We start from the raw sequence: 23944 nt of genomic DNA on the forward strand, positions 1-23944 counted from the left end.
CGCTTTTGTTGTGATTTTAGAATTTCGCGCCAGCTTGGTTTGCCATGTAAACCACAATCGCTTTCACTTCATCATCGCTCAAATCGGTAAAGCCACCTTTGGCTGGCATCATACCGCCTTTGGGGTTGGTAAAGCCTTCAATGGCGTGTTTGAACAAAATTTCTTTGCCTTGTTTGATTCGGGGTTCCCAATCGGCTTTGTTGCCCAATTTGGGGGCAAAGGGAATCGCGGAATTGGCAGCATGGCATGCCACGCATTTGGATTCAAAGTGGGCTTTGGCTTGGTCGCTGCCTGAACCTGCGGCTGCTGGGGCAGGGCTGGTGGCGTTGTCGGCAGGAGCGGCCGCTTCGCTGGCGGCGGCATTGTCGCCTTTAACAGGTGGTTCGGTAAAATTGCCGCCTGATTGGTTTGCCATATAAGCCACAGCGCGTGCCACTTCATCATCGGTCAAATCGGCTGCACCGCCTTTGGGTGGCATGGTGCCTTTGTCTTTGAAACCGTTAATGGCGTGGTCAATCAATACGTTAAAGCCTTTGGCAATGCGTGGTGCCCAGTCGTCATTTTTGGTTACTTTGGGGGCATGGGCTACGCTGGCATCGGCTGCGTGGCATTGTAAACAAATCTTATCAAATACTTGTTTGCCTGTGCGCTGTCCTGGTTCGGTGCCATCGCCCATTTTCAGGCTGCCGCTTGGCATGATACGGGTTTCGGTTGCGCTTTCGGTGGTTTCGGCTACGGTTGATGTGTAGCCACTGTTTGCCAATTTAATCAGCAAAAATAACACTGTTGCGATAATCACAATGCCGCTTAACAAGGTAAAAAGGGCAGAGCCACGTTGTTTGTTTTTCAAAGAAATCATTTGTTTGCCTCGCCGTGTGGTCGTTTTTGAGGGTGGTTGTGTTTGAGATTCGTTAATTTAAATTAACATGAATTTGCTGGATTATACTGAAATCAGGCGTTTTTTCCAATGGCAAAGTTTGGTTTGTATCAAATTTTTGTGGGAAGATTGCGCTGGGTTTCAGGCTGCCTGAATGGGCTTTAATTGCCCATTTTTTGGTGTAATGCAATCACGGTTTCGGGCTGTAATTGGCGCAAACAATCGGTGTGTCCGAGTGGGCATTCTCGCTTGAAACAGGGGCTGCACGCCAAATTCAAACTGGCAATGTGTGCGGTGTCGCTCAAAGGTGGCGTGTGATGTGGGCTGGACGAGCCGTACACCGCCACCAATTTTGCGCCCACCGCCGCCGAAAGGTGCATGAGTCCACTGTCGTTGCACACCACGCCATCGGCACATGAGAGCAAATCAATGGCTTCTGCCAAGCTGGTTTTGCCGCATAAATTGACACACAAGCTGCCTGAAAGCCGATTGATTTCTTCTGAAATTTCAAAATCTTTGTGTGAGCCAAACAGCCAAATCTGCCAACCCTGTGCGGCATAATGCTGGGCGGTGGCGGCAAAATGTTCAGGCAGCCAACGTTTTGCCGAGCCATATTCCGCGCCCGCGCACAAAGCCATGATTTTTTTGTCGCGTTGTAAAGCGTATTTTTGCAAAGTGGCGTTCAGGCTGCCTGAATCAATGTGCAAACGTGGCTGGCTGGATTGCCCTGCAAAATCGCAAGCCAAAGCGGTGTATCTGTCCACCATCAGTGGCAATTTTTGCTTGTCCAATTTGTGTAAATCATTCAATAGGATATAGCGCATTTCGCCCACATAACCCGTGCGCTGTTTCGCGCCCGTAGCCGCCGCCACGATTGCCGATTTGAGCGAATTGGGCAACACAATCACTTGGTCATAACCGCGTTGCCCCAGTTCGCGCCCTACGCGCCAACGTTCGCGCAGTTGTAAAGCACCATGCCCAAAAGGATTTTCAAGCACATGGCGAATTTCAGGCATGCGCTCAAACACCGCCATTGACCATTTTGGTGCAAAAACATCAATTTGGCAGTTGGGGTGGATTTGGTGCAGGCGGCGATAGAGCGGTTGGGTCATCACACAATCGCCTATCCAAGAAGGGGAAATAATCAGGATTTGTTTGGACATAATGGGGGAAGTGGGTTTCAGGCAGCCTGAAATTCATTTTTTCAACAAATGTGCATTGCGGCGCAACAGCTTTTCCGCGTCATCGGTGGACAAGCCAAATTGGGTGCGTATGGCACGAACATCATCAATCGGATTGCCCGTCAAATGATTTTGCAACCACGTTTGCGTGGTAGGATTGCGGGCAACTTGTTGATACAAATTGATTTTGGGTTGGCTATTGGCACGGCGGCGGTCGCGCCAAAACAAATAGCCACCCCACGCAATGCCCGAAAACAACATCAATAAAGACAAAAATAACATCATGATTTAAATCTCAATTTTATTGGGCGTAAAGGTTTCCCATTTGTTGCAGGCAGGGCAATGCCAAAAATAAACCTGTGATTTAAAATGACAATTTCGGCAACGATACATCACCGCCTTTTGTAATTGGCGACCCATTACACCGCGCATCATGTCTGCGTCTGCCTTCCATTGCGGATTCAAATCTGACATTTGCAAACCCAACAGGCGATACATGCCATTCAAATCAGGCTTGGCGCGAATGAGTTCAATGGCAAGCTGGTTGGCTTTGGCTTCACCGTCCAACAGCAGCGATTTTTCATAAATCACATTCAGCAAATCCAAAGCAGGAAAGGTTTTCGCATAGCCAATCAGCACGTCCAAACCCGCGCGCGCCTTGTTTTGTGCCTGATAAGCGTCAAAAATGCGCTCGCCCACCATGCTCAAATAAGCGTGATTTTGCGATTCAATCGCCGTGTATGCCGCAATAGCCGCGCCATAATTGGCGTGTTTTTGCTCAATGTCGCCCAAAATCATGTTGGCGCGGGTGCATTTTTTGTTGGCGTTTAAGGCTGCCTGAACGTGTTCACGCGCTTGCACCAAATCATTGCGAAACAAAGCCGCTTGCGCCATTTCACAATAAAATTGAGCAATTTCAAATTGATAAGTTTGCTCATCGTGCGCCAAAAGCTGGGCGGTGGTGATGGCTTTTTCCCAATCGCGGTCTTGTTGGTAAATATTGAGCAAGACTTCATTGGCTTGTTTTGCCATATTGCCGTTTTGAATTTCCAAAAAAATTTGCTCGGCGCGGTCAATCAAACCTGCACTTTGGTAATTCAAACCCAATTCATACAACACACGCTCGCGTTTTTCGCCCACCGTGTCGGGCGATTGCAACAGCGTTTTGTGCATGGCAATCGCCTTATCGTTTTCGCCACGCTGACGGTAGAGCTTGCCCAAGGTCAAGTTCAAATCATAAGAACCTTGTTGTTGGTCAATCACTTCTGCCAAATGCCGTGCTGCTTTGCCCGTGTTTTTGTCCACCAGCGCGTCCAAGCTGGCATAAAAGCCTGTGGGAACGGTTTTGGCGTGTTTCAGCACGGTTTTCATGTCCACCCGTGCCGCAAACCAGCCCATGCCGAAAAACACAGGCAGCAAAATAATCGGTACCAGCAGCCACCAAATTTCCATATCCATACGATTATTTCTTTTCAATAATGGTGGGAATGGACTGCTCGGCAGGTGCCGACAAATCTTGGCGAGTCAAACGTGCCGTTTTTTGCACTTCGCCACGCAAACGTGCCACTTCACTGCGCAAACGCAACAAACGCCCAAACATGGCAAACACACCAAAAATCGCCCCCACCACAAACATGCCAAACAGCACCACAATCAAAGGCAAATTCAGCGATTGACCAGGGAGATACGAAAATTGCACCGCATTGGTGTTGATGAACGCCAAAATCAGCAAAATTGCCAAAATAATGAATTTGATGCCCCAAGAAACAATCTTTAAAAATTTCATCATGTTTTTGCTCCAAATGGAAATACCGCGAAAAAATGTGCGATAGTGTAAACGATTTGCGTGTTTTTTGATACGGCTGCGTTTGTTTCGGCGTGGCTCATGTGTATAATCGTATCGGTTTTGAGACAAGATGGGCAGGTAAAATGAGCAGAATTGCCTTAAAAAAGGGTTTGATTTTACTTGCGAATGGGTTAAATTGTTATTACAATAAATCATGAAAATTGAATTTGACCCACAAAAATCCGAGCGCAATATTCGGGAACGCAACCTGCCATTTGATTTGGTCTGTGATTTAGATTGGCAAACGGCATGGGTGTGTGCAGATACGCGCCATGATTATCCCGAGCCGCGCTTTGTGGCGTTGGCATTGTTGCAGCAGCGATTGCATGTTGTCGTGTTTACACCCATTGAAGGTGGCATTCGTGTCATCAGTTTTCGCAAAGCCAATTCAAGAGAGAGCAGAAATTATGAACAGTTTACCCAAGCTGATTGATGATATGGGCGAAGTACCTGAATTAAGTCGTCAAGATTTGACGCATTTTCGCCCAATTAAAGAAGTGATGTCGCCTGAATTTATGGCAATGCTTCATCAACACAGTGAACAACAACGTAAAACACGCGGTAAACAAAAAATGCCAACCAAACAAATGGTTACTTTGCGTTTATCGCCCGAAGTGATTGCGGCTTTTAAAGCCGATGGCAAAGGTTGGCAAACGCGAATCAATGAAGTGTTGTTGCGCCATGTGCAGCAATCTTAAAAATACATTCAGGCAGCCTTTTGCCATATTGTTTAAACAGTAATGCTGCCTGAAACACATCTTTCTCCATTTTTAAACAACCATTATTCAAAGGAATCTGTATGAGCGCACCCACCCCCACCGTTGCATTGAGCGACCGCGATGGCAAAATTTGGTACAACGGCGAATTGGTTGATTGGCGCAATGCCCAAACCCACGTTTTGACCCACACCTTGCACTATGGCATGGGCGTGTTTGAAGGCGTACGCGCCTACGAAACCCCAAAAGGCGCAGCCATTTTCCGTTTGCAAGACCACACCAACCGCCTGTTCAATTCAGCCAAAATCGTGGGCATGAATTTGCCCTTTACCAAAGAACAAATCAACCAAGCACACATTGATGTGGTTAAAGCCAATGGTTTGACATCGTGCTATTTCCGCCCCATGGCGTTTTACGGTTCGTTCAAATTGGGCATTGCCCCCAAAGCCGATGATGTGCAAATGATTGTTGCGGCATGGGCTTGGGGCGCGTATTTGGGCGAAGAAGGTTTGCGTAAAGGCATTCGTTGCAAAATCAGCAGCTTCACGCGCCATCACCCCAATGTAACCATGATTAAAGCCAAAGCCAATGGCAACTACATGAACTCCATCATGGCAAATACCGAAGCCCATCAAAGCGGCTACGATGAAGCCATTTTGTTGGACGCGGCTGGTTATGTTGCCGAAGGTTCGGGCGAAAACATTTTCGTGATTAAAGATGGCGTGTTGTACACCCCCGCTTTGGACGTGGCTTTGGACGGCATCACACGCCGCACCGTAATGGAAATTGCCACCGCCATGGGCGTGAAAGTGGTTGAAAAACGCATCACGCGCGATGAGTTGTATGTTGCCGATGAAGTGTTCTTCACAGGCACTGCCGCCGAAGTTACCCCAATCCGCGAAATCGACAACCGTCAAATCGGCATTGGCGAACGTGGCGAATTAACCACAGAAATCCAAAAACGCTTTTTTGACATCGTTCAAGGACGCAATCCCGACTACGAACATTATCTGACTTATGTAGGATAATCCCCAAAACGCACTTTCAGGCAGCCTGAACGTGCGTTTTTGCCTTAAATTAGGCAAATTATGTGGAATTGGGCTTATCAAAAGGCGCAAATTTCTTTACAATAACCCCAATTTGAACAATTACCGATAAGTGATTTAAACCATGTCCATGCAAATTACCGACCTTTTGGCGTTTGGTGTGAAAAACAAAGCATCTGACTTGCATTTGTCCGCAGGTTTGCCCCCCATGATTCGCGTTCATGGCGACATTCGCCGCATCAATCTGCCTGAAATGAGTGCAGAAGATGTGGGAAACATGATTAGTTCAGTGATGAACGACTTGAATCGCAAAAATTACCAACAAAATTTGGAAACCGACTTTTCATTTGAATTGCCCAATGTGGCACGTTTTCGTGTGAATGCGTTCAACACCAATCGCGGGCCAGCCGCCGTGTTCCGTACCATTCCCAGCAAAGTTTTGACTTTGGAAGAATTGAAAGCACCGCGTGTGTTCCAAAAAATTGCCGAAACCCCACGCGGTTTGGTGCTGGTAACAGGGCCTACGGGTTCAGGTAAATCCACCACCTTGGCGGCGATGATTGACTATGTGAACCAAAACGAACCCGCCCACATTTTGACCATTGAAGACCCGATTGAGTTTGTGCATCAATCCAAAAAATCGCTGATTAACCAACGCGAATTGCACGAACACACCCACAGTTTTGCCAACGCGCTGAAATCGGCATTGCGTGAAGACCCCGACATCATCTTGGTGGGCGAGATGCGCGACCCCGAAACCATTGGTTTGGCATTGACCGCCGCCGAAACGGGACACTTGGTATTTGGCACTTTGCACACCACCAGCGCAACCAAAACCGTAGACCGTATCATTGACGTGTTCCCAGCAGGCGAAAAAGAGATGGTGCGCTCCATGTTGTCGGAATCTTTGCGTGCCGTTATCGCGCAAACGCTGCTGAAAACCAAAGACGGTAAAGGTCGTGTTGCCGCCCATGAAATCATGATTGCCAATGCCGCGATTCGTAACTTGATTCGTGAAAACAAAATCGCACAAATGAACTCCGTATTGCAAACAGGTCAAAACTACGGCATGCAGACACTGGACCAGTGCTTGCAAGATTTGGTACGCCGCAACATCATTTCTTTGGAAGACGCGCGCGCCAAAGCCCAAAACCCCGATATGATTAACTGATTTTTTCAGGCAGCCTGAAAAGAAACCGAATCATTCATATTGTTTAAAAAATCATCATCATGAAAGAGTTAAAGTCATGAGTGAACAAAATAAACCCGATGTGGCAGCCCTGTTGTCAGGTTTGGTTAATGATTACAAAAACACCCACCCCGAACTTGCCGCCAAAGAACGCGCACAAGCACGCATGGCAGCCAGCGAAGCCGTTTCGCGTGGCGAAATGCCCGCAGTTGGGGGCATGGGTGCAGGTATGCCCATGGGTGGTGGCATGGCTGGGCAAGCCCCCATGTTGGGTGGTACAGCACAGTTGCACCCTTTGTTGGAAAAAATGGCTGCCGAGTGTGAAAAACGCTTGGCATCGGATATTTTCATCAGCGCAGGTTTTCCGCCATCGTTCAAAATCAATGGCGAATTGATTCCTGTGCCATTGAAACCCTTGTCGTCTTCTGATACGCAAATGCTGGTGTATTCCACCATGGCACCCGACCAACGCATCAAATTTGACAAAGAATTGGAATTGAACTATTCGGTTATGTCGTCAGCAGGTGTGCGTTTCCGTGTGAATGCTTATCACGAGCAAGGTCGCGTGGGCATGGTGTGGCGGCGCATTACCACCAAAATTTTGACGGTGGACGATTTGCAATTACCACAAGGTTTGAAAGAATTGGCAATGCAGCCACGCGGCTTGCTGATTTTGGCAGGTGCAACGGGTTCGGGTAAATCCACTTCCATGGCGGCGATGTTGGACTGGCGCAACAAACACGCGGCAGGTCATATTGTTACCATTGAAGACCCTGTGGAATATTTGCACAAACCGATTAAATCCATTTTCACGCAGCGCGAATTGGGCGTGGACACCAATTCTTGGTCTATGGCGGTGCAATCTGCCATGCGTCAAGCACCAGACGTGGTGTGTGTGGGCGAGGTGCGTAACGAACACACCATGGAATATGCCTTGCAACTGGCACAAACGGGACACTTGTGTATTTTCACGATTCACGCCAACAATGCCGTGCAAACCATTGAGCGGATTATGAACTTCTATCCCGAAGAGCGTCATCAGCAGGTGTTGATGGACTTGGCTTTGAACGTGGTGGGCATCATTGGTCAGCGTTTGGCGCGTTTGAAAGAGGGCGGTCGCACGGCGATTGTGGATTTGCTGATTAACACGCCTGCCATGCAAGACCATATTTTCAAAGGCGAATTGATGGAAGCCATGTCGTTGATGAATCGTTCGGAAGTGGACGGTATGCAAACGTTTGACCAAGATTTGTTCCGTTTGTACACCGAAGGGCGCATTACTTATGATGAAGCCTTGCGCCAAGCTGAATCGGTGAACGACTTGCGTTTGCGCATTAAGTTGTGGGAAGAGGGCAATGCCGAAACCCATATCTTTGAACGTGTGAATGAATTGACTTTTAACTGATTCTAAAATCGCAACCGCAAGACTGATTTGGGTTTGCGGTTGTTGTTTTTCAGGCAGCCTGAAAACCCATTTTCCCCATTTTATTAAGGACAGCAATCATGCCCTTTTCTCTTCCTTCATCAAGCGGCGAAGTGTTTGACGCGGCACAACATTTGCCTTTGATTGTCTATTTTTACCCCAAAGACCACACCGCAGGTTGCACCACCGAAGGCTTGGATTTCAACCATTTGCTGCCTGAATTTCGCGCATTGGGTTACACGGTGGTCGGCATTTCGCGCGACAGCGTCAAAACCCACCAAAATTTTTGCGCGAAACAGGGCTTTCAATTTGAATTGTTGAGCGATACAGATGAAAGTGTGTGCAAACAATTTGATGTGTTGAAATTGAAAAAAATGTATGGAAAAGAACATCTTGGTGTTGAGCGCAGCACTTTTGTTTTGAATGAACAAGGCGAGATTGTCCACGAATGGCGCAAGGTAAAAGTTGCCAATCACGCGCAAGAAGTGCTGGATACCGTGAAACGCATTCAGGCTGCCTGAAATCAGTAGGGTGCAGCAATCTCTCTCCCTCTCCCTGTGGGAGAGGGCTGGGGAGAGGGGGCTTTAATCTTAAAATTTACCCTCTCCCTAACCCTCTCCCACAGGGAGAGGGGACAGTATAGTGGCACTTTTCAGGCTGCCTGAAAATAAACAAAAAAGGTTTAAACCAATGAAAATAAATCCAATTTTACCGCCAGCCATGTTGGGCATTTTGGGCGGTGGGCAGTTGGGCAGTATGTTCACAATGGCTGCAAAAACAATGGGTTATCGCGTTACTGTGCTTGACCCTGACCCGAATGCGCCTGCTGCACGTTTTGCCGATGTGCATTTGTGTGCGGCATTTGATGATGCCAATGCTTTGAAAGAATTGGCAAAATGTGCCGCCATCACCACCGAATTTGAAAATGTGAACGCCCAAGCCATGCGCGATTTGGCGCAACACACGCGCGTGTCGCCAAGCGGCGATTGTGTGGCGATTGCCCAAAATCGCATTTTGGAAAAACAATGGATACGCCAAGCGGGTTTGCAAACTGCACCTTATCAAGTCATTGAAAAAGAAGAAGATATTGGCGAACAAAGTTTGCCCTATTTATCGGGGATTTTGAAAACCGCCACTTTGGGTTATGACGGCAAGGGGCAAATTCGCGTGAACACGCTGCCTGAATTGCGGGCGGCATTTGCGGCGCATTGCGGTGTGCCTTGTGTTTTGGAGCGGCTGGTGGATTTGCGTGCGGAAATTTCTGTAATTGTGTGCCGTTTGAACGATGATGAAATTGCCACGTTTGACCCTGCCGAAAATCATCATGAAAATGGCATTTTGGCGTATTCCATTGTGCCAGCGCGGCTGCCTGAAACGCTGCAAAATCAAGCGCGTGGCATGGCAATTCGTTTGGCGAATGAGTTGGATTATGTGGGCGTGTTGGCGGTGGAAATGTTTGTGGTGGGCGATGAAGCCCATTTGCTGGTTAATGAGATTGCGCCGCGTCCACACAATAGCGGTCATCACACGATAGATGCTTGTTTATCCAGCCAATTTCAGCAGCAGGTGCGGCTGATGTGCGGTTTGCCGCCTGCGAAAACCGATTTGCTGTCGGCGTGTTGCATGGCGAATATTTTGGGCGATGTGTGGGGCGAAAATGGCAGTGAACCGAATTGGCAAGCGGTTTTCAGGCAGCCTGAAACGCATTTGCATTTGTATGGCAAAACGCAAGCAAGGGCAGGGCGCAAAATGGGGCATTTTACCGTGTTGGCAGACCACGCCAATCGCGCATTTGATTTGGCAAAACAAGCACATGGCGAATTGAGAAAATGACAAAAAGGCGGATAATGGCATTTTATCCGCCTTTTTGTGTTTTCAGGCTGCCTGAAATCAAATCACATCGGATTTACCCGAGCAGCCTGCCACCAAATCTTTCAATGCACGGGCTTGCAAAATTTGAATGTGTTTGTGTTCCACCGAAATCCAGCCTTCTTGGTTGAAACGCGACAAGGTTCGGCTGACCGTTTCCAGTTTCAAACCCAAATAGCTGCCAATTTCCTCGCGCGACATACGCAAAATGAAATCGTTGGCGGCAAAACCGCGCGTTTGCAAACGTTGTGATAAATTCAGCAAAAATGCCGCCAAACGCTCTTCGGCGCGCATATTGCCCAACATCATCATCACATTTTGGTCGCGTATGATTTCTCGGCTCATCAGGCGCATAAAATGCGTTTGCAGGCTGGGTACGCGCTTGACCAAATCTTCCATACGCGCAAAGGGCAATTCACACACTTCGCTGTCTTCCAGCGCAATGGCATCGTTGATGTAGATGTTGTTGCCGATGCCGTCCATGCCCATCAGTTCGCCCGACATGAAAAAGCCCGTAACTTGGTCGCGCCCATCTTGCGTGCCAACGGTGGTTTTGAAAAAGCCCGTGCGTATGGCAAACAGCGACACAAAAGTTTCGCCAGCGTGAAACAGGTAATCGCCTTTTTTTAAGCGGCGACTTTGGCGAATCACGCTATTGAGTTGTTCCAAATCGTGTTTGTGTAAACCAACAGGCAGGCAAAGTTCGCGTAATGAACATTCTGAACACTGGGTTTTGATGTGCAAAATTGGGTTCGCCATGATGAATTTAAGCCCATTTTTCAAAAATTTTTAAAAACAAATACACAGAACGGCTGATTTTGATACAAATCAAAGCGAGTATATTTAAATCGCGCTATTTTAACAAATTTTCCCCAAATTCGCCCAAAATCTTTAAAATAGCCTTTCTTAAAATGAAAACCGATACACAAATCCATGAAAACAATCACAATTACACAAGAAAATCACACGCTGTTTGATTTTGACCGCGATTTAATCGCCAGTTTGCCTGCCAGTGGTCCACGTTACACATCGTATCCCACCGCCGACCGCTTTCATGTGGGTTTCAGGCAGCCTGAATATGAAAACACTTTGGCAAAAACCTTTAAAAACAATCTTGAACCTGTTTCATTGTATGTGCATATTCCGTTTTGCAATGTGATTTGCTACTACTGCGGCTGCAATAAAGTCATCACCAAAGACACGCGCAAAGCCGATGAATATTTGCTTTATTTGGAAAAAGAAATGGCTTTGCTGCAACCGCATTTGCACGGCAAACGCCCTTTGGCGCAACTGCATTTTGGTGGCGGCACCCCCACTTTTTTGAACGATGAACAGTTGGAGCGCGTGTTCAAAATGATACGCGAACATTTTGAATTGCTGCCCGATGGCGAATATTCCATTGAAATTGACCCGCGCAAAGTCAGCCGTGAAAGCGTGTTCAAATTGGGCAAATTGGGTTTCAATCGCATGAGCGTGGGCATTCAGGATTTTGACCCCAAAGTTCAGGCAGCCGTAAACCGCATTCAAACCGTTGAAGAAACAAAAGAAGTGATAGACGCGGCGCGTGAGGCAGGTTTCAAATCCATCAGCGTGGATTTGATTTACGGCTTGCCACACCAAACGGTGGAAAGCATCAAACCCACTTTGGATACGGTGCTGTCGGAACTCAATCCCGACCGTTTGGCTTTGTATCATTACGCGCATTTGCCGCACATTTTTAAGCCACAACGCCGCATTGACACCAATGCCGTGCCGTCTAGCGAAGAAAAATTGGACATTTTGCAATATGCCGTGCATTTGTTGGACGAAAAAGGCTATGTTTTCATTGGCATGGACCATTTTGCCAAACCCGAAGATGAGCTTGCCATTGCGCTGAAACAAGGGCGATTGCAACGCAATTTCCAAGGCTATTCCACCCATGCCGATTGCGATTTGGTGGCGATTGGTGTGAGCAGCATTGGCAAGGTGGGCAACACATACAGCCAAAATGAAAAAGAGTTGCCCGAATATTATGCCGCTTTGGATGCAGGACATTTGCCCATTTTGCGCGGCTATGAGTTGAACGATGACGATGTGTTGCGCCGCCAAATCATTCAAGATTTGATGTGCCGTTTTGCGCTGGAATTGTCGGAATATGGGGTTGATTTTGCGGATTATTTTGCCGATGAAATGCACGATTTGGGCAATATGGCAAAACTCGGCTTGATTGAGTGGAATGCGGTTTCAGGCAGCCTGAAAGTAACGCCCAAAGGTCGTTTTTTGATTCGCAATATTGCCATGATTTTTGATTACCACTTGCGCCACAAAGAAACGCAAGCCAAATATTCGCAAACGGTGTAAAAAAACAGGCTGAAACCTGTGCAAAACCCACTTTTAAATTGATGTAGGGGCGGATTTTATATCCGCCCCTTTTCAATTTAGGTTTCATGCATTTCAAAATAGGACAAGTGTAGGGTGCAACTTGTTGCACCATTTTCCTGATAAAACATGGATTTGGTGCAACAAGTTGCACCCTACATGGTGTTTCATTTTGTATTGATAAAAATAAAAATTTCTGCAAGTTTAAACAGGGCAGATATGAAATCTGCCCCTACGAATTGAGTTTTGCAAAAGTTTCAGGCAGCCTGAAATCCAATTCAATTATGCCAAATCTTGAAACAAAGGCGTGGACAAATAACGTTCGCCATAAGAAGGCAACACCACCACAATCAATTTGCCTGCATTTTCAGGTTTGGCAGCCAACTGCAATGCCGCCCACACCGCCGCACCCGATGAAATGCCCACCAGCACACCCTCTTTTTGCGCCATATCACGCGCGGTGGCAAAAGCCGCCTCGTTGGGTACTTGAATGATGCCGTCATACACTGCCGTGTTCAATGCTTTGGGGATAAAGCCTGCGCCAATGCCCTGAATGGGGTGAGGTCCTTTTTGTCCACCGCTCAACACGGGCGAGGCTTCTGGCTCAACCGCAAAAACCTGCACATTGGGGTTTTTCGCTTTCAGGGTTTCGCCCACGCCAGTGATGGTGCCGCCTGTGCCAACGCCAGCCACGAAAATGTCCACTTTACCGTCTGTGTCGCGCCAAATTTCTTCGGCGGTGGTGTGGCGGTGGATTTCGGGATTGGCAGGATTTTCAAACTGTTGTGGCATAAAATACACATCAGGATTGCTGTTTACCAATTCTTGTGCTTTGGCAATCGCACCGCCCATGCCTTCGGAGGCAGGGGTCAAAACCAATTCTGCACCGTAAGCGCGTAAAAGCATACGGCGTTCTTGGCTCATGCTTTCGGGCATGGTAATGACCAATTTGTAGCCTTTTGCCGCGCAAACCATTGCCAAGCCAATGCCTGTGTTGCCCGAAGTGGGTTCAACAATAATGGTATTGGCTTTGATTTTGCCTGCTTTTTCGGCATCGGCAATCATGGCGGCGGCAATGCGGTCTTTCACGCTGCTGGCTGGATTGAAAAATTCCAATTTGGCAACGATTTTGGCAGGCAAATTTTCGCTGACGCGATTGAGTTGCACCAAAGGGGTGTTGCCGATTAAGTCGGTGATGTTGTTGGCAATATTCATCTTTTCCAAATCCTTATTCTTGATAAAAAAACAAATGGCATTCTAAAAGCAAAGCAGGCAAAAAACAAATAATTTATCTGACTTTGGTTTAGAAGTGGTACTTCTAAATGGCAAAAAATGCGCTAAATAACGCGAATTCGGGATAAAAGTGATTGATAAATTGAAGTAACTTTACCCCCTCTCATTGTGGAAGAGGGTATGTGTTCAACAAGACCTCTCTCCAATTCTCTCCCATAGGGATAGAGAGCTGGTTTGTTGGCAAATTAACCGTTACTTACCCCAAGTTCACGTTAAATAAAGACAAACAGCCCCATAAATCCACTTTTCAGGCTGCCTGAAAAACCGACAAATGCACTCAACAATGCTAAAATACGCACCGTTAAAAATACACATCAAGGAACAAATCATGGCTTTATTGCAAATTGCCGAACCGAATATGTCTGCTGCGCCCCATCAACACCGTTTGGCGGTGGGCATTGATTTGGGGACGACCAACAGCTTGGTTGCCACCGTTAAAAGCGGTGCAGCGAGCTGTTTGCCAGATGAAACAGGTGCGGTTGCCGTGCCATCGGTGGTGCGTTATTTGGGCGATGATAATGCGGTTGTGGGAAAAAAAGCCCTTGAACAACAAAAACTTGACCCGCAAAACACCATTTCATCTGCCAAACGTTTAATTGGGCGCACACTGCCTGAAATTGACACCACGCATTTGCCCTATCGTTTTGGCGCGTCAGACAAAATCATTGAATTGCAAACCAAAAATGGTTTAAAAACCCCCATTGAAGTGTCTGCCGACATTTTGCGTGTGTTGAAAGACCGTGCCGAGCAATCGTTGGGGGGCGATTTGGTGGGCGCGGTGATTACCGTGCCAGCCTATTTTGATGACGCGCAACGCCAAGCCACCAAAGACGCGGCACGTTTGGCAGGTTTGAACGTGTTGCGTTTGCTCAACGAACCCACCGCCGCCGCCATTGCCTACGGTTTGGACAACGCCGCCGAAGGCACGTTTGTGGTGTACGATTTGGGTGGCGGCACGTTTGACGTTTCCGTGTTGCAGCTTTCCAAAGGCTTGTTTGAAGTGAAGGCAACGGGTGGCAATTCTGCTTTGGGTGGCGATGATTTTGACCACCGCTTGTTTTGCCATATTGTTGAAAAACATCAACTTTCCATTACCGATGAACGCGATGTGCAACTGTTGTTTGGTTTGGTTCGCGCTGCCAAAGAAGCGTTGAGCAGGCTGCCTGAAACCGAAATCGCCACCGAATTGCAAGACGGTACGCCACTTCGCACCGTCATCACACGCGCTGAATTTCACGCGTTGACCCAGCATTTGGTCGCCAAAACCCTTGAACCTGTTAAGCAAGCCCTGAAAGACGCTGGCGTGTCCAAATCCGACATCAAAGGCGTGATTATGGTGGGCGGTGCCACGCGCATGTTGCACGTTCAACAGGCGGTGGGCGCGTTTTTTGGGCAAACGCCACTCAATAATTTGAATCCCGATGAGGTGGTGGCTTTGGGTGCAGCCATGCAAGCCAATGTTTTGGCTGGCAATAAAAACGATGGCGAATGGCTGTTGTTGGACGTAACACCGCTTTCTTTGGGCTTGGAAACGTATGGCGGGCTGGCTGAAAAAATCATTCCGCGCAACAGCACTTTGCCCACCGCGCGCGCCCAAGAATTTACCACTTTCAAAGACGGTCAAACCGCCATGACCATTCATGTGGTGCAGGGCGAACGCGAATTGGTTTCAGACTGCCGCAGTTTGGCGAAATTCACTTTGCGTGGCATTCCGCCCATGGTGGCTGGCGCGGCGCGGATTCGCGTTACGTTTCAGGTAGATGCCGATGGTTTGTTGTCGGTGTCGGCGCGTGAGCAAACCACAGGCGTTCAAGCGCAAATTGAAGTGAAACCATCTTACGGTTTGGACGATGACACGATTATGAATATGTTGCGCGACAGCATGAGCAACGCCAAAGACGATGCCATTGCCCGCGCCCGTGCCGAAGCCAAAGTGGAGGCAGAAGGCTTGATTGGCGCAATTCAGGCAGCCCTAACTTTGGACAGCGATTTATTGAGTGCCGATGAAATCCAAAAAATCAATGGTTTAATGGATAAGTTGAACGCCAGTTTGCCCACGCACACCGCCGAGCAAATCCGCGCGATGATTCACGATTTGTCGCACGCCACCGATGATTTTGCCGCCAAACGCATGGACAGAAACATTCAGCGCATGTTGCAAGGGCAAAATGTGGCGGATTTGAATGTTTGATTGTGTATGAAATGGTTTCAGGCAGCCCAACACCAAATTGGGCTGCCTGAACATTTGATTGATGCGTTTACCAATAATTCAAGATTTTCCACCACACGCCGCCAACCACGGCAAACACGATGAAATTGACCACGCTCATGATGAAACCTGCTTTCCACCATTCACCCATGGTGGTGTAGCCCGAACCAAACACAACGGGCGATGTGCCTGTGGCGTAGTGGGTCAAACTCATCATCAGGCTGGACGCAGCCGCAAACATCAAAGCCGTGAGCATGGGTGGCGAACCCAAAGAAATGGCTGCCCCCAAAAATGCCCCAAACATGGCGGTAATGTGGGCGGTGGTGCTGGCAAAGAAATAGTGCGCGTACATGTACGCCAATACCAGCAGCAAACCTGCCATCATGCCACTGACACCAAAACCGCCAATGGTCGTTTCAAGGCTGCCTGAAAACCATTTAATCACGCCCAATTTGTTCAAATAAGTTGCCATCATGATTAAAGCACCAAACCAAATAATGGTGTCCCAAGCACTTTTTTCTTTCAAAATATCGTCCCAAGTCAAGACGTTGCTCAACAGCAGTAAACTCAATCCAATGAATGCCGTGGCGGTGGCATTGACCGCATAGGCTTTGCCCAACAGCATTTCAGGCACACCCGCCCACAGCAGCAACAAAATCACAAAAATCGCCAACATGATTTTTTCATCAAGCGACATTTTGCCCATTTGCGCCAATTTTTCTTTGGCAAAAGCAACCGCATTGGGGGTTTCTTTGATTTCAGGCGGATAAAGCCAATACAGCACCAAAGGCATTAAGGCAAACGCCACCAAACCCGGTACCAGCATCGCCCAAGCCCACGCGCCCCAACTTAAACGAAAATCGCTGCCCACCACTTCCGCAATCAAATTCACCACCAAAGGATTGGGCGCGGTGGCGGTAATGAACATGGTGGAACTGATGGGATTGGAATGGTAATTGACCAATGCCAAATATTTGCCCATGTGTTTTTCGGTGCCTTTTTCGGGGTCGGAATCGTAGCTGCCTGCAATGGATTTCATAATGGGGTGCATGATTGCGCCACCGCGAGCCGTGTTGCTGGGTGTAACAGGCGCAAGCAGCAATTCGGATAATGCCAAACTGTATCCAATCCCCAAGGTTTTTTTGCCAAACACGGCAATGAATAAATAAGCGATTCGCGCCCCCAAGCCCGTTTTCAGCAAACCGCGTGAAATCATGATGGCAATACCAATTAACCAAATCAACGAATTGGCATACGATGACAAAGCATGGTCTATGGCTTGACTGGGTTTATCTGCCGTAACCCCCGATACCGCCACCAACATCACCGCCACAATGGACATCGCACCAATGGGCATGGCTTTGCCAATAATCGCCGCAATCACGCCCACAAACATCGCCAACAAATGCCAACCTTGTGGCGATACGCCTTCGGGTATCGGGCTGAACCAGATTATCAATGCCAGCGCAATGGCAATCAGGGTGGGAATGGGTTTGAAACCCAATTCGCGTTTCATAAAATTCTCCTTATCTGTGTTGTGAAACTGGGTGTAATTGTACGCTTTTGCGACCCGAGTGCATTTGTGTTAGCGCAAATTTTTTTTTGGGTGGGGGAAATTTTGTTTCAGGCAGCCTGAAAATCACCAAAAATCAATCCCATTTTCGTGTGGTTTTCCTGCTGAAAAAGGCGCTTTATCATAAAATATCGCAAATAAACGCAATTTAACACTTTACGAACAAATCTAAACTCGTTTATATTACAACTTATTTCTTGTAACCCAATTTCAAACCCTGATAAAGGAATGGCATCATGACAAAAAAAATGGTCTCACAACTCAGCGTATTGGCAGCCAGCCTGATGTTGGCGGCTTGCGGTGGTGGCAACAACGCCCAATCCACCGCGCCCGCGTCTGGCGAAACCGCCAAAACCGCCCCAGCCAGCAGTTCAGGCAGCAAAACCTTGGTTTACTGCTCCGAAGGCAGCCCAAGCGGTTTTGACCCTGCGCAATGGACGGACGGCACGTCTTTTGATGCCAGCGCATACCCCATTTACAATGGATTGGTGCAATTCCCACGCAATGGCACCGAAATTCAGCCAGCCCTAGCCGAAAAATGGGACATTTCCGAAGACAACAAAACCTACACCTTCCATTTGCGCAAAGGCGTGAAATTCCACAGCAACGAAAGTTTTACCCCATCGCGTGAATTCAATGCCGATGATGTGGTGTTCACATTCAAGCGTTTGAGCGACCCCAATTTTGCATTCAACAAAGCCTATCCAACCGAATTTCCTTACGCGGTAGATATGGGGCTGCCTGACAACATCGCCAATGTGGAAAAAGTGGACGATTACACCGTCAAAATCACATTAAAAGAAGTGGACGCGCCATTTTTGCAAAACATTGCCATGCCTTTTGCCTACATCGGTTCGGCTGAATATGCCGACAAATTGGAAAAAGCAGGCAAAGCGGCAGATTACAATACCCAGCCCATTGGCACAGGTCCATTCAAATTCGTTTCCTACAATAAAGATTCGCAAATTCGCTATGCCAAACACGCCGATTATTGGAATGTGAACGATGTGCATATTGACAATTTGGTGTTTGCCATTACCAAAGATTCAGCCGTTCGCGCTCAAAAAGTGGCGGCTGGCGAATGCCACGTTTCCGCTTATCCCAAAACCGCCGAAGTGGAAGCCGCGAAAAAAGCAGGTAAAATCAATATCATTGAACAATCGGGCTTTAACTTGGGCTATGTGGGCTACAATGTGGAAAAAGCCCCATTCAAAGATTTGAAAGTGCGTCAGGCTTTGGACATGGCGATTAACCGCGATGCGATTATCAATGCCGTGTATCAAGGTGCAGGTAAAGCCGCCACCAACCCCATGCCCCCAACGCAATGGAGTTACAACGACACCCTGAAAAACGCCCCTTATGATGTGGAAAAAGCCAAATCCCTGTTAGCCGAAGCAGGCATCAAAGAAGGCACGGAAATTGAATTGTGGGCAATGCCTGTGCAACGCCCCTACAATCCCAATGCCAAATTGATGTCGGAAATGATTCAGGCAGACTGGGCGAAAATCGGTTTGAAAACCAAAATCGTCAGCTACGAATGGGGCGAATATCTGAAACGCCTGAAAAATGGCGAAGGTGGGGCATACTTAATGGGTTGGACGGGCGACAATGGCGACCCCGACAACTGGTTGGGCAATTTATTGACTTGTAAAGCAAAAGGCAGCAATTATTCCCGTTTCTGCCATGCCGAGTTTGACAAATTGGTCAATGACGCGCGTGTGCTGACCGACAAAGCCCAACGTGAAGACAAATACAAACAAGCCCAAGTGATTTTCAAAGAACAATTACCTTGGACAACCATGGCGCATTCGGTGGTAACTGTGTTTACCGCGAAAAATGTACAAGGCTTTGAAATCAGCCCATTTGGTAATATGCGTTTTGATGGCGTGAAAGTGGAATGATGTTGCTCGCCACCCCATGCTAAAATGACAACCGCCGCCGCTTTGGGATTGCGGCGGTGGTTTTTTGATGTTGAGCCGTTTTCAGGCAGCCTGAAAACCCAATCCCCCCAATCTAAAAACAAAAAACAAGAACGCGAGCCAACCATGTTTTCCTTTATTATCAAACGCATTCTGATTTTGATTCCCGTGTATTTGGGATTGACCCTGTCCACATTCACGCTGATTCGCCTTGTTCCAGGCGATGTGGTGGAAATCATGATGGGCGAAAAAGCGGTAGACCCAGCCGTTCACGCTGCCGCCATGAAACGTTTGGGGCTAGACCAACCCTTGCCCATACAATATTTCAATTATTTAAAAGACATTTTTAGCGGCAATTTTGGCACATCGTTCCGCGACCGCACGCCCGTGTTGGACGACTTTTTATCGCATTTTGTGCCAACTTTGGAGCTGGCTTTGTGTGCCATGGTCATTGCCACCATTTTGGGGGTGGCATTGGGCATCACGGCTGCCTTAAAACGCGGCTCGTGGCTGGATTACACGCTGATGAGTGGCGCATTGGCAGGTTATTCCATGCCCATTTATTTGCTGGGTCCCATTTTAACGGGCTTTTTTGCGCATTATTTGGGCTGGCTGCCTGTATCGGGCGTGATTAGCGTGTTTCAATTTTTGGACGTGAAACCGCTTTACGGTTCGTGGCTGCTTGGCTCATTAACCAGCAATCAACAAGGTGCATTTATTGATGTTTTGAAACATTTTGTGTTGCCGTCCATTGCGCTTTCTACCATTCCTTTGGCGATGATTGCGCGTATGACACGTTCAGCGTTTTTGGAAGTGTTGGGCGAAGATTATGTGCGTACGGCAAAAGCCAAAGGTTTGTCGCCCATGCGGATTATTTTGGTACACGTTTTGCGTAACGCGATGATTACGGTGGTAACGGTAATTGGCTTGCAAATGGCAATGTTGCTGGCGGGCGCGATTTTGACCGAAACCATTTTCAGTTGGCCGGGTGTCGGCAATTGGCTGTTGGACGGTTTTCACAACCGCGATTACCCGATTGTTCAAAACGGCATTTTGCTGGTGGCAACCGCGCTGATGTTGGTGAGTTTGTGTGTGGACATTTTGTATGGATTGATTAATCCGCGTATTCGTCATTCGTAAAAAATATTTTAGCTACGCTGAACTTCGTTTCAGGCAGCCTGCAAAACAAAATTTTTGATGTACCATAAATCTTATCCCCTCTCCCTTTGGGAGAGGGTTAGGGAGAGGGAAAAACGTTCAGATAACGGCAATTTACCCTCTCCCCAGCCCTCTCCCAAAGGGAGAGGGAGTAAAGAAGTTCAGGCAACCTGCGCAATAAAATTCAAAAAATTTAAAGGAAAAAACATGAGCACAAACCAAGCAACGGTTTCCACAATCCAACGCCCCAAACCGCCTACACAATGGCAACTGTTTTACCGCACATTTTGTGCCAACAAAGGCGCGGTGTTGGGTTTGATGGTGTTGGTGGCGATGATTGTTTTGGCGTTGGCTGCGCCCATCATTGCCCCGCACGACCCCTATGAATTGTTCACAGGCAAAGAGCAATTACCCCCCATGTTTATGGAAGGTGGCGACAAAGCCTTTCCATTTGGCACAGACGATGCAGGGCGCGACACCTTATCGCGTTTGTTATACGGTGCGCGTTATTCGCTGTTTATCGGTTTGTGCGCGACCATTTTGTCCATGTTGGGCGGCATCAGTTTGGGTTTGTCTGCCGCGTTTTGGGCGAAACGTTGGGGTAAAGCCGTGATGTTGGTCAATGACATTTTGATGTCTTATCCCAGTTTGTTGTTGGCGATTATCATCGCGGCAATCTTGGGTCCGAGCATGACCAACACCATCATCACGATTGCGCTGGTGTGTTTGCCGCCCTTTATCCGCTTAACACGCGCCACCGCCATGGTGGAATTGCAACGCGACTACGTTACCGCCGCCCGTGTGATGGGGGCAGGGACACCGCGATTGCTGTTCATTACCGTGTTGCCAAATTGCCTTGCGCCCCTGATTGTGCAAGCCACGATGATTTTTTCTGCCGCGATTTTGGAAGCGGGCGCGATTGGCTTTTTGGGATTTGGGGTGCAACCACCCGATGCGGAATGGGGCGCGATGTTGGGTACGGCACGCCAATACATCCAAAGCAATGTATGGCTGGCGATTTTCCCCGGTACGGCAATTTTCCTGTCGGCATTGGCGGTCAATTTAACGGGCGATGGCTTGCGCGATGCGCTTGACCCAAAATTGAAACAGGTTTCGTAAAAATATTTTTCAGGCAGCCTTTCAGTACACGACATTTTTTGATATTGCCACAAACCTACCCCCTCACCCTATGCAAGGGGGAGGGCTGGGGTGGGGGTTAGAAACGCAACGTGCCACCCCCACCCTAACCCTCCCCCGCCAGCAGGGGAGGGGACAGGTTGCAGGCAGCCTGAAACCCCAAAAGGACACAAAAATGAACACAGAACCACTCTTACAAATCCAAAACCTTGCCGTAACCTTTGGCAAGGGCGAACGCGCGTTTCGGGCGGTGGACAATGTTTCGCTCAACATCAACAAAGGGCAAGTGCTGGCGGTGGTGGGCGAATCGGGTTCGGGCAAATCGGTTACGATGATGGCGTTGATGGGCTTGTTGCCCAGTTCTGCCACGATTACGGCAGATAAATTGTTGTTTAATGGGCAAGATTTGCAAGCCATGTCTGCCAAACAAAAACGCCAAATCATCGGCAAAGACATTTCCATGATTTTTCAGGACGCGATGACCAGCCTGAACCCCAGTTTTACCATTGAAACGCAAATTGCCGAAGTGCTGAAAGCCCATTTGGGCTTAAAAGGCGCGGCTGCACGAGCGCGTGTTTTGGAATTGCTTGATTTGGTTGAAATTCCAGACGCAAAAAATCGCCTGAATGTTTATCCGCATCAATTATCGGGCGGCATGAGCCAGCGCGTGATGATTGCCATGGCGATTGCTTGCGAGCCGCAACTTTTGATTGCAGACGAACCCACCACCGCTTTGGACGTTACCGTGCAAGCGCAAATCATGGATTTGTTGGGCAAATTGCAGCGCGAAAAACACATGGCAATGATTCTGATTACCCACGATTTGGGCTTGGTGGCAGAAAATGCGCGTGATGTTGCCGTGATGTATGCAGGGCAAGTGATTGAAACCAATCAAGTTCCCCACGTTTTCAGGCAGCCTGAACACCCCTACACCCAAGCCTTGCTTGCCGCAATTCCCGAATTGTCGGTGGGGCAAAAACGTCTGGCGAGCTTGGCTGGTGTCGTGCCGAGCCAATATGACCGTCCGCAAGGTTGTTTGTTGTCGCCACGTTGTCCGCATTTTCAGGCAGCCTGCGACACGCCGCCGCCCATTCAATCTCACCCCTTTGGCGTGGTGCGCTGCATACGCACCAATCAAGCGCGAGCAGGAGAATCAGCATGACACAAAATATTGTATTAGAAGCAAAATCTTTGGCGCGATACTATCCTGTGGCGCAAGGTTTTGGCAAACCGAAAAAATCGGTCAAAGCCTTAAACGGCATTTCATTTCAATTACAGGCAGGCAAAACCTTGGCGATTGTGGGCGAGAGCGGTTGTGGCAAATCCACTTTGGCGCGTCAGCTCACATTGATTGAAAGCCCATCGTCTGGCGAATTGTTGATTAACAATGCCAGCACGCACAATCTTTCCAAATCGCAATTAAAACAGTTGCGTACCGAAATCCAAATGGTGTTTCAAAACCCTTATGGCAGCCTGAATCCGCGTCAAACCATTGAATATCAACTCACCGAACCTTTGACCATACACACCTCATTATCGCGTGCCGAAAAGCACGAAAAAGCGGTGGAAATGATGAGAAAAGTCGGTTTGCGCCCCGAACACGCCCAGCGTTATCCGCACATGTTTTCGGGCGGGCAACGCCAACGCATTGCGCTGGCACGCGCCATGATGTTGAACCCCAAAATTGTGGTGGCAGACGAACCCACTTCCGCTTTGGACGTTTCCATTCAAGCGCAAGTGTTGAATTTGTTTATGGATTTGCAAGATGAATTTCACACGGCTTATGTGTTCATTTCACACAATTTGTCGGTGGTGCAACACGTTGCCGATGAAGTGATGGTGATGTATTTGGGCAAAGCGGTGGAACACGGCAGCCGCGATGACATTTTCAATGCGCCACAACACCCCTGCTCGCCGCCGCGCCCAGCGTGAACGGACACAAAACGGATTTGAAATTGCGTGGCGAATTGCCCAGTCCGCTTAATCCGCCAACGGGTTGTGCTTTGCACCAGCGTTGCCCCCACGCCAACGCGCAATGCGCCCAAACTGAACCGCCTTTGCGCGAATGGAAGGGCAGAAAAGTGGCGTGTTTGCGTTTGGAAGAAATTGCCGCGTAAACACAAAAAACATTTCAGGCAGCCTGAAAACAA

22 protein-coding genes and 1 pseudogene are annotated in these 23944 nt (G+C 48.3%); 15 read left to right on the plus strand and 8 right to left on the minus strand.

Going from position 1 to position 23944, the window contains the following annotated elements; all coding sequences use genetic code 11:
- Positions 1–16 precede the first annotated feature (16 nt).
- The 5 genes from H3L97_RS07620 to H3L97_RS07640 all read right to left on the minus strand — a co-directional run bounded on the left by H3L97_RS07620 (position 17) and on the right by H3L97_RS07640 (position 3844).
- Entirely contained in the window at positions 17–859 is an 843-nt protein-coding gene (locus tag H3L97_RS07620) for a c-type cytochrome (RefSeq protein WP_097114315.1), read from the minus strand.
- Positions 860–1038: 179 nt separating this feature from the next.
- Entirely contained in the window at positions 1039–2040 is a 1002-nt protein-coding gene (gene waaF / locus H3L97_RS07625) for a lipopolysaccharide heptosyltransferase II (protein WP_097114314.1), read from the minus strand.
- A gap of 33 nt (positions 2041–2073) precedes the next feature.
- Positions 2074–2343, minus strand: coding sequence for a hypothetical protein (locus tag H3L97_RS07630; RefSeq protein WP_097114313.1), 270 nt, complete (start codon positions 2341–2343; stop codon positions 2074–2076).
- A gap of 3 nt (positions 2344–2346) precedes the next feature.
- Complete coding sequence (gene lapB, locus H3L97_RS07635; RefSeq protein WP_097114312.1) at positions 2347–3516, minus strand: lipopolysaccharide assembly protein LapB; 1170 nt, start codon at positions 3514–3516, stop codon at positions 2347–2349.
- Between the two features lie 4 nt (positions 3517–3520).
- The gene (locus H3L97_RS07640; RefSeq protein WP_097114379.1) at positions 3521–3844 is read right to left on the minus strand and encodes a LapA family protein; all 324 of its coding nucleotides are present in this window, start codon (positions 3842–3844) and stop codon (positions 3521–3523) included.
- A 214-nt stretch (positions 3845–4058) separates the two neighbouring features.
- Between H3L97_RS07640 and H3L97_RS07645 the strand changes: the two genes are divergently transcribed.
- The 7 genes from H3L97_RS07645 (at position 4059) to H3L97_RS07675 (ending at position 10111) form a co-directional block, all read left to right on the plus strand.
- On the plus strand, positions 4059–4337 hold the full coding sequence (locus H3L97_RS07645) for a BrnT family toxin (RefSeq protein WP_097114311.1): 279 nt from the start codon (positions 4059–4061) through the stop codon (positions 4335–4337).
- Positions 4312–4602, plus strand: coding sequence for a BrnA antitoxin family protein (locus H3L97_RS07650; protein WP_097114310.1), 291 nt, complete (start codon positions 4312–4314; stop codon positions 4600–4602). Before H3L97_RS07645 ends, H3L97_RS07650 begins: the two co-directional genes overlap by 26 nt.
- Positions 4603–4703: 101 nt before the next feature.
- A complete protein-coding gene (locus H3L97_RS07655; protein WP_097114309.1) occupies positions 4704–5648 on the plus strand; it encodes a branched-chain amino acid transaminase in 945 nt (314 codons plus the stop codon).
- Between the two features lie 148 nt (positions 5649–5796).
- Positions 5797–6837, plus strand: a complete 1041-nt coding sequence (locus tag H3L97_RS07660) for a type IV pilus twitching motility protein PilT (RefSeq protein WP_097114308.1) — start codon at positions 5797–5799, stop codon at positions 6835–6837.
- Positions 6838–7084: 247 nt separating this feature from the next.
- A complete protein-coding gene (locus tag H3L97_RS07665; RefSeq protein ID WP_371271264.1) occupies positions 7085–8260 on the plus strand; it encodes a PilT/PilU family type 4a pilus ATPase in 1176 nt (391 codons plus the stop codon).
- Positions 8261–8358: 98 nt separating this feature from the next.
- Positions 8359–8799 (plus strand): peroxiredoxin, encoded by a 441-nt coding sequence (locus tag H3L97_RS07670; RefSeq protein WP_097114306.1) that lies wholly within the window; start codon positions 8359–8361, stop codon positions 8797–8799.
- A 169-nt stretch (positions 8800–8968) separates the two neighbouring features.
- Positions 8969–10111, plus strand: coding sequence for a 5-(carboxyamino)imidazole ribonucleotide synthase (locus H3L97_RS07675; RefSeq protein WP_097114305.1), 1143 nt, complete (start codon positions 8969–8971; stop codon positions 10109–10111).
- Between the two features lie 57 nt (positions 10112–10168).
- Here the strand turns inward: H3L97_RS07675 and fnr are convergent, their stop codons facing one another.
- Positions 10169–10906: a fumarate/nitrate reduction transcriptional regulator Fnr gene (gene fnr / locus H3L97_RS07680; protein ID WP_097114304.1), complete on the minus strand. Its 738-nt coding sequence runs from the start codon at positions 10904–10906 to the stop codon at positions 10169–10171.
- 174 nt (positions 10907–11080) lie between these two features.
- Here fnr and hemN point away from each other — a divergent pair, with 174 nt between their 5' ends.
- Positions 11081–12487: an oxygen-independent coproporphyrinogen III oxidase gene (gene hemN / locus H3L97_RS07685; protein ID WP_097114303.1), complete on the plus strand. Its 1407-nt coding sequence runs from the start codon at positions 11081–11083 to the stop codon at positions 12485–12487.
- Positions 12488–12787: 300 nt separating this feature from the next.
- Here hemN and cysK read toward each other — a convergent pair whose 3' ends face one another.
- Positions 12788–13720: a cysteine synthase A gene (gene cysK, locus H3L97_RS07690; RefSeq protein ID WP_097114302.1), complete on the minus strand. Its 933-nt coding sequence runs from the start codon at positions 13718–13720 to the stop codon at positions 12788–12790.
- 200 nt (positions 13721–13920) lie between these two features.
- Between cysK and H3L97_RS07695 the strand changes: the two genes are divergently transcribed.
- Together H3L97_RS07695 and hscA are read left to right on the plus strand one after the other, a co-directional pair.
- Positions 13921–14058, plus strand: a complete 138-nt coding sequence (locus H3L97_RS07695) for a hypothetical protein (RefSeq protein ID WP_179655827.1) — start codon at positions 13921–13923, stop codon at positions 14056–14058.
- A gap of 68 nt (positions 14059–14126) precedes the next feature.
- A complete protein-coding gene (gene hscA / locus H3L97_RS07700) occupies positions 14127–15989 on the plus strand; it encodes a Fe-S protein assembly chaperone HscA (protein WP_097114301.1) in 1863 nt (620 codons plus the stop codon).
- 67 nt (positions 15990–16056) lie between these two features.
- Here hscA and H3L97_RS07705 read toward each other — a convergent pair whose 3' ends face one another.
- Positions 16057–17523, minus strand: a complete 1467-nt coding sequence (locus tag H3L97_RS07705; RefSeq protein ID WP_034291122.1) for a DASS family sodium-coupled anion symporter — start codon at positions 17521–17523, stop codon at positions 16057–16059.
- A gap of 293 nt (positions 17524–17816) precedes the next feature.
- Here H3L97_RS07705 and H3L97_RS07710 point away from each other — a divergent pair, with 293 nt between their 5' ends.
- The 5 genes and pseudogenes from H3L97_RS07710 to H3L97_RS07730 all read left to right on the plus strand — a co-directional run bounded on the left by H3L97_RS07710 (position 17817) and on the right by H3L97_RS07730 (position 23911).
- Positions 17817–19481 (plus strand): ABC transporter substrate-binding protein, encoded by a 1665-nt coding sequence (locus H3L97_RS07710; RefSeq protein ID WP_097114300.1) that lies wholly within the window; start codon positions 17817–17819, stop codon positions 19479–19481.
- Positions 19482–19625: 144 nt separating this feature from the next.
- The gene (locus H3L97_RS07715; RefSeq protein ID WP_097114378.1) at positions 19626–20639 is read left to right on the plus strand and encodes an ABC transporter permease; all 1014 of its coding nucleotides are present in this window, start codon (positions 19626–19628) and stop codon (positions 20637–20639) included.
- A gap of 225 nt (positions 20640–20864) precedes the next feature.
- Positions 20865–21776, plus strand: a complete 912-nt coding sequence (locus H3L97_RS07720) for an ABC transporter permease (RefSeq protein WP_097114299.1) — start codon at positions 20865–20867, stop codon at positions 21774–21776.
- Between the two features lie 193 nt (positions 21777–21969).
- Complete coding sequence (locus tag H3L97_RS07725; protein ID WP_097114298.1) at positions 21970–22956, plus strand: ABC transporter ATP-binding protein; 987 nt, start codon at positions 21970–21972, stop codon at positions 22954–22956.
- Positions 22953–23911 (plus strand): annotated as a pseudogene (locus tag H3L97_RS07730) (dipeptide ABC transporter ATP-binding protein). The gene H3L97_RS07725 and the pseudogene H3L97_RS07730 overlap by 4 nt, the downstream one beginning before the upstream one ends.
- Positions 23912–23944 lie beyond the last annotated feature (33 nt).

Source organism: Alysiella filiformis (genome assembly GCF_014054525.1).
Taxonomy (GTDB): domain Bacteria; phylum Pseudomonadota; class Gammaproteobacteria; order Burkholderiales; family Neisseriaceae; genus Simonsiella; species Simonsiella filiformis.

Coding starts and splice junctions, on each gene's coding strand:
- H3L97_RS07665 (WP_371271264.1), top strand. CDS start 7,085: ATGCCCATGGGTGGTGGCATGGCTGGGCAAGCCCCCATGTTGGGTGGT.
- H3L97_RS07630 (WP_097114313.1), bottom strand. CDS start 2,343: ATGATGTTATTTTTGTCTTTATTGATGTTGTTTTCGGGCATTGCGTGG.
- H3L97_RS07620 (WP_097114315.1), bottom strand. CDS start 859: ATGATTTCTTTGAAAAACAAACAACGTGGCTCTGCCCTTTTTACCTTG.
- H3L97_RS07715 (WP_097114378.1), top strand. CDS start 19,626: ATGTTTTCCTTTATTATCAAACGCATTCTGATTTTGATTCCCGTGTAT.
- H3L97_RS07660 (WP_097114308.1), top strand. CDS start 5,797: ATGCAAATTACCGACCTTTTGGCGTTTGGTGTGAAAAACAAAGCATCT.
- H3L97_RS07640 (WP_097114379.1), bottom strand. CDS start 3,844: ATGAAATTTTTAAAGATTGTTTCTTGGGGCATCAAATTCATTATTTTG.
- hemN (WP_097114303.1), top strand. CDS start 11,081: ATGAAAACAATCACAATTACACAAGAAAATCACACGCTGTTTGATTTT.
- H3L97_RS07675 (WP_097114305.1), top strand. CDS start 8,969: ATGAAAATAAATCCAATTTTACCGCCAGCCATGTTGGGCATTTTGGGC.
- H3L97_RS07655 (WP_097114309.1), top strand. CDS start 4,704: ATGAGCGCACCCACCCCCACCGTTGCATTGAGCGACCGCGATGGCAAA.
- H3L97_RS07645 (WP_097114311.1), top strand. CDS start 4,059: ATGAAAATTGAATTTGACCCACAAAAATCCGAGCGCAATATTCGGGAA.
- H3L97_RS07710 (WP_097114300.1), top strand. CDS start 17,817: ATGACAAAAAAAATGGTCTCACAACTCAGCGTATTGGCAGCCAGCCTG.
- cysK (WP_097114302.1), bottom strand. CDS start 13,720: ATGAATATTGCCAACAACATCACCGACTTAATCGGCAACACCCCTTTG.
- H3L97_RS07650 (WP_097114310.1), top strand. CDS start 4,312: ATGAACAGTTTACCCAAGCTGATTGATGATATGGGCGAAGTACCTGAA.
- waaF (WP_097114314.1), bottom strand. CDS start 2,040: ATGTCCAAACAAATCCTGATTATTTCCCCTTCTTGGATAGGCGATTGT.
- fnr (WP_097114304.1), bottom strand. CDS start 10,906: ATGGCGAACCCAATTTTGCACATCAAAACCCAGTGTTCAGAATGTTCA.
- hscA (WP_097114301.1), top strand. CDS start 14,127: ATGGCTTTATTGCAAATTGCCGAACCGAATATGTCTGCTGCGCCCCAT.
- H3L97_RS07670 (WP_097114306.1), top strand. CDS start 8,359: ATGCCCTTTTCTCTTCCTTCATCAAGCGGCGAAGTGTTTGACGCGGCA.
- H3L97_RS07705 (WP_034291122.1), bottom strand. CDS start 17,523: ATGAAACGCGAATTGGGTTTCAAACCCATTCCCACCCTGATTGCCATT.
- lapB (WP_097114312.1), bottom strand. CDS start 3,516: ATGGATATGGAAATTTGGTGGCTGCTGGTACCGATTATTTTGCTGCCT.
- H3L97_RS07720 (WP_097114299.1), top strand. CDS start 20,865: ATGAGCACAAACCAAGCAACGGTTTCCACAATCCAACGCCCCAAACCG.
- H3L97_RS07725 (WP_097114298.1), top strand. CDS start 21,970: ATGAACACAGAACCACTCTTACAAATCCAAAACCTTGCCGTAACCTTT.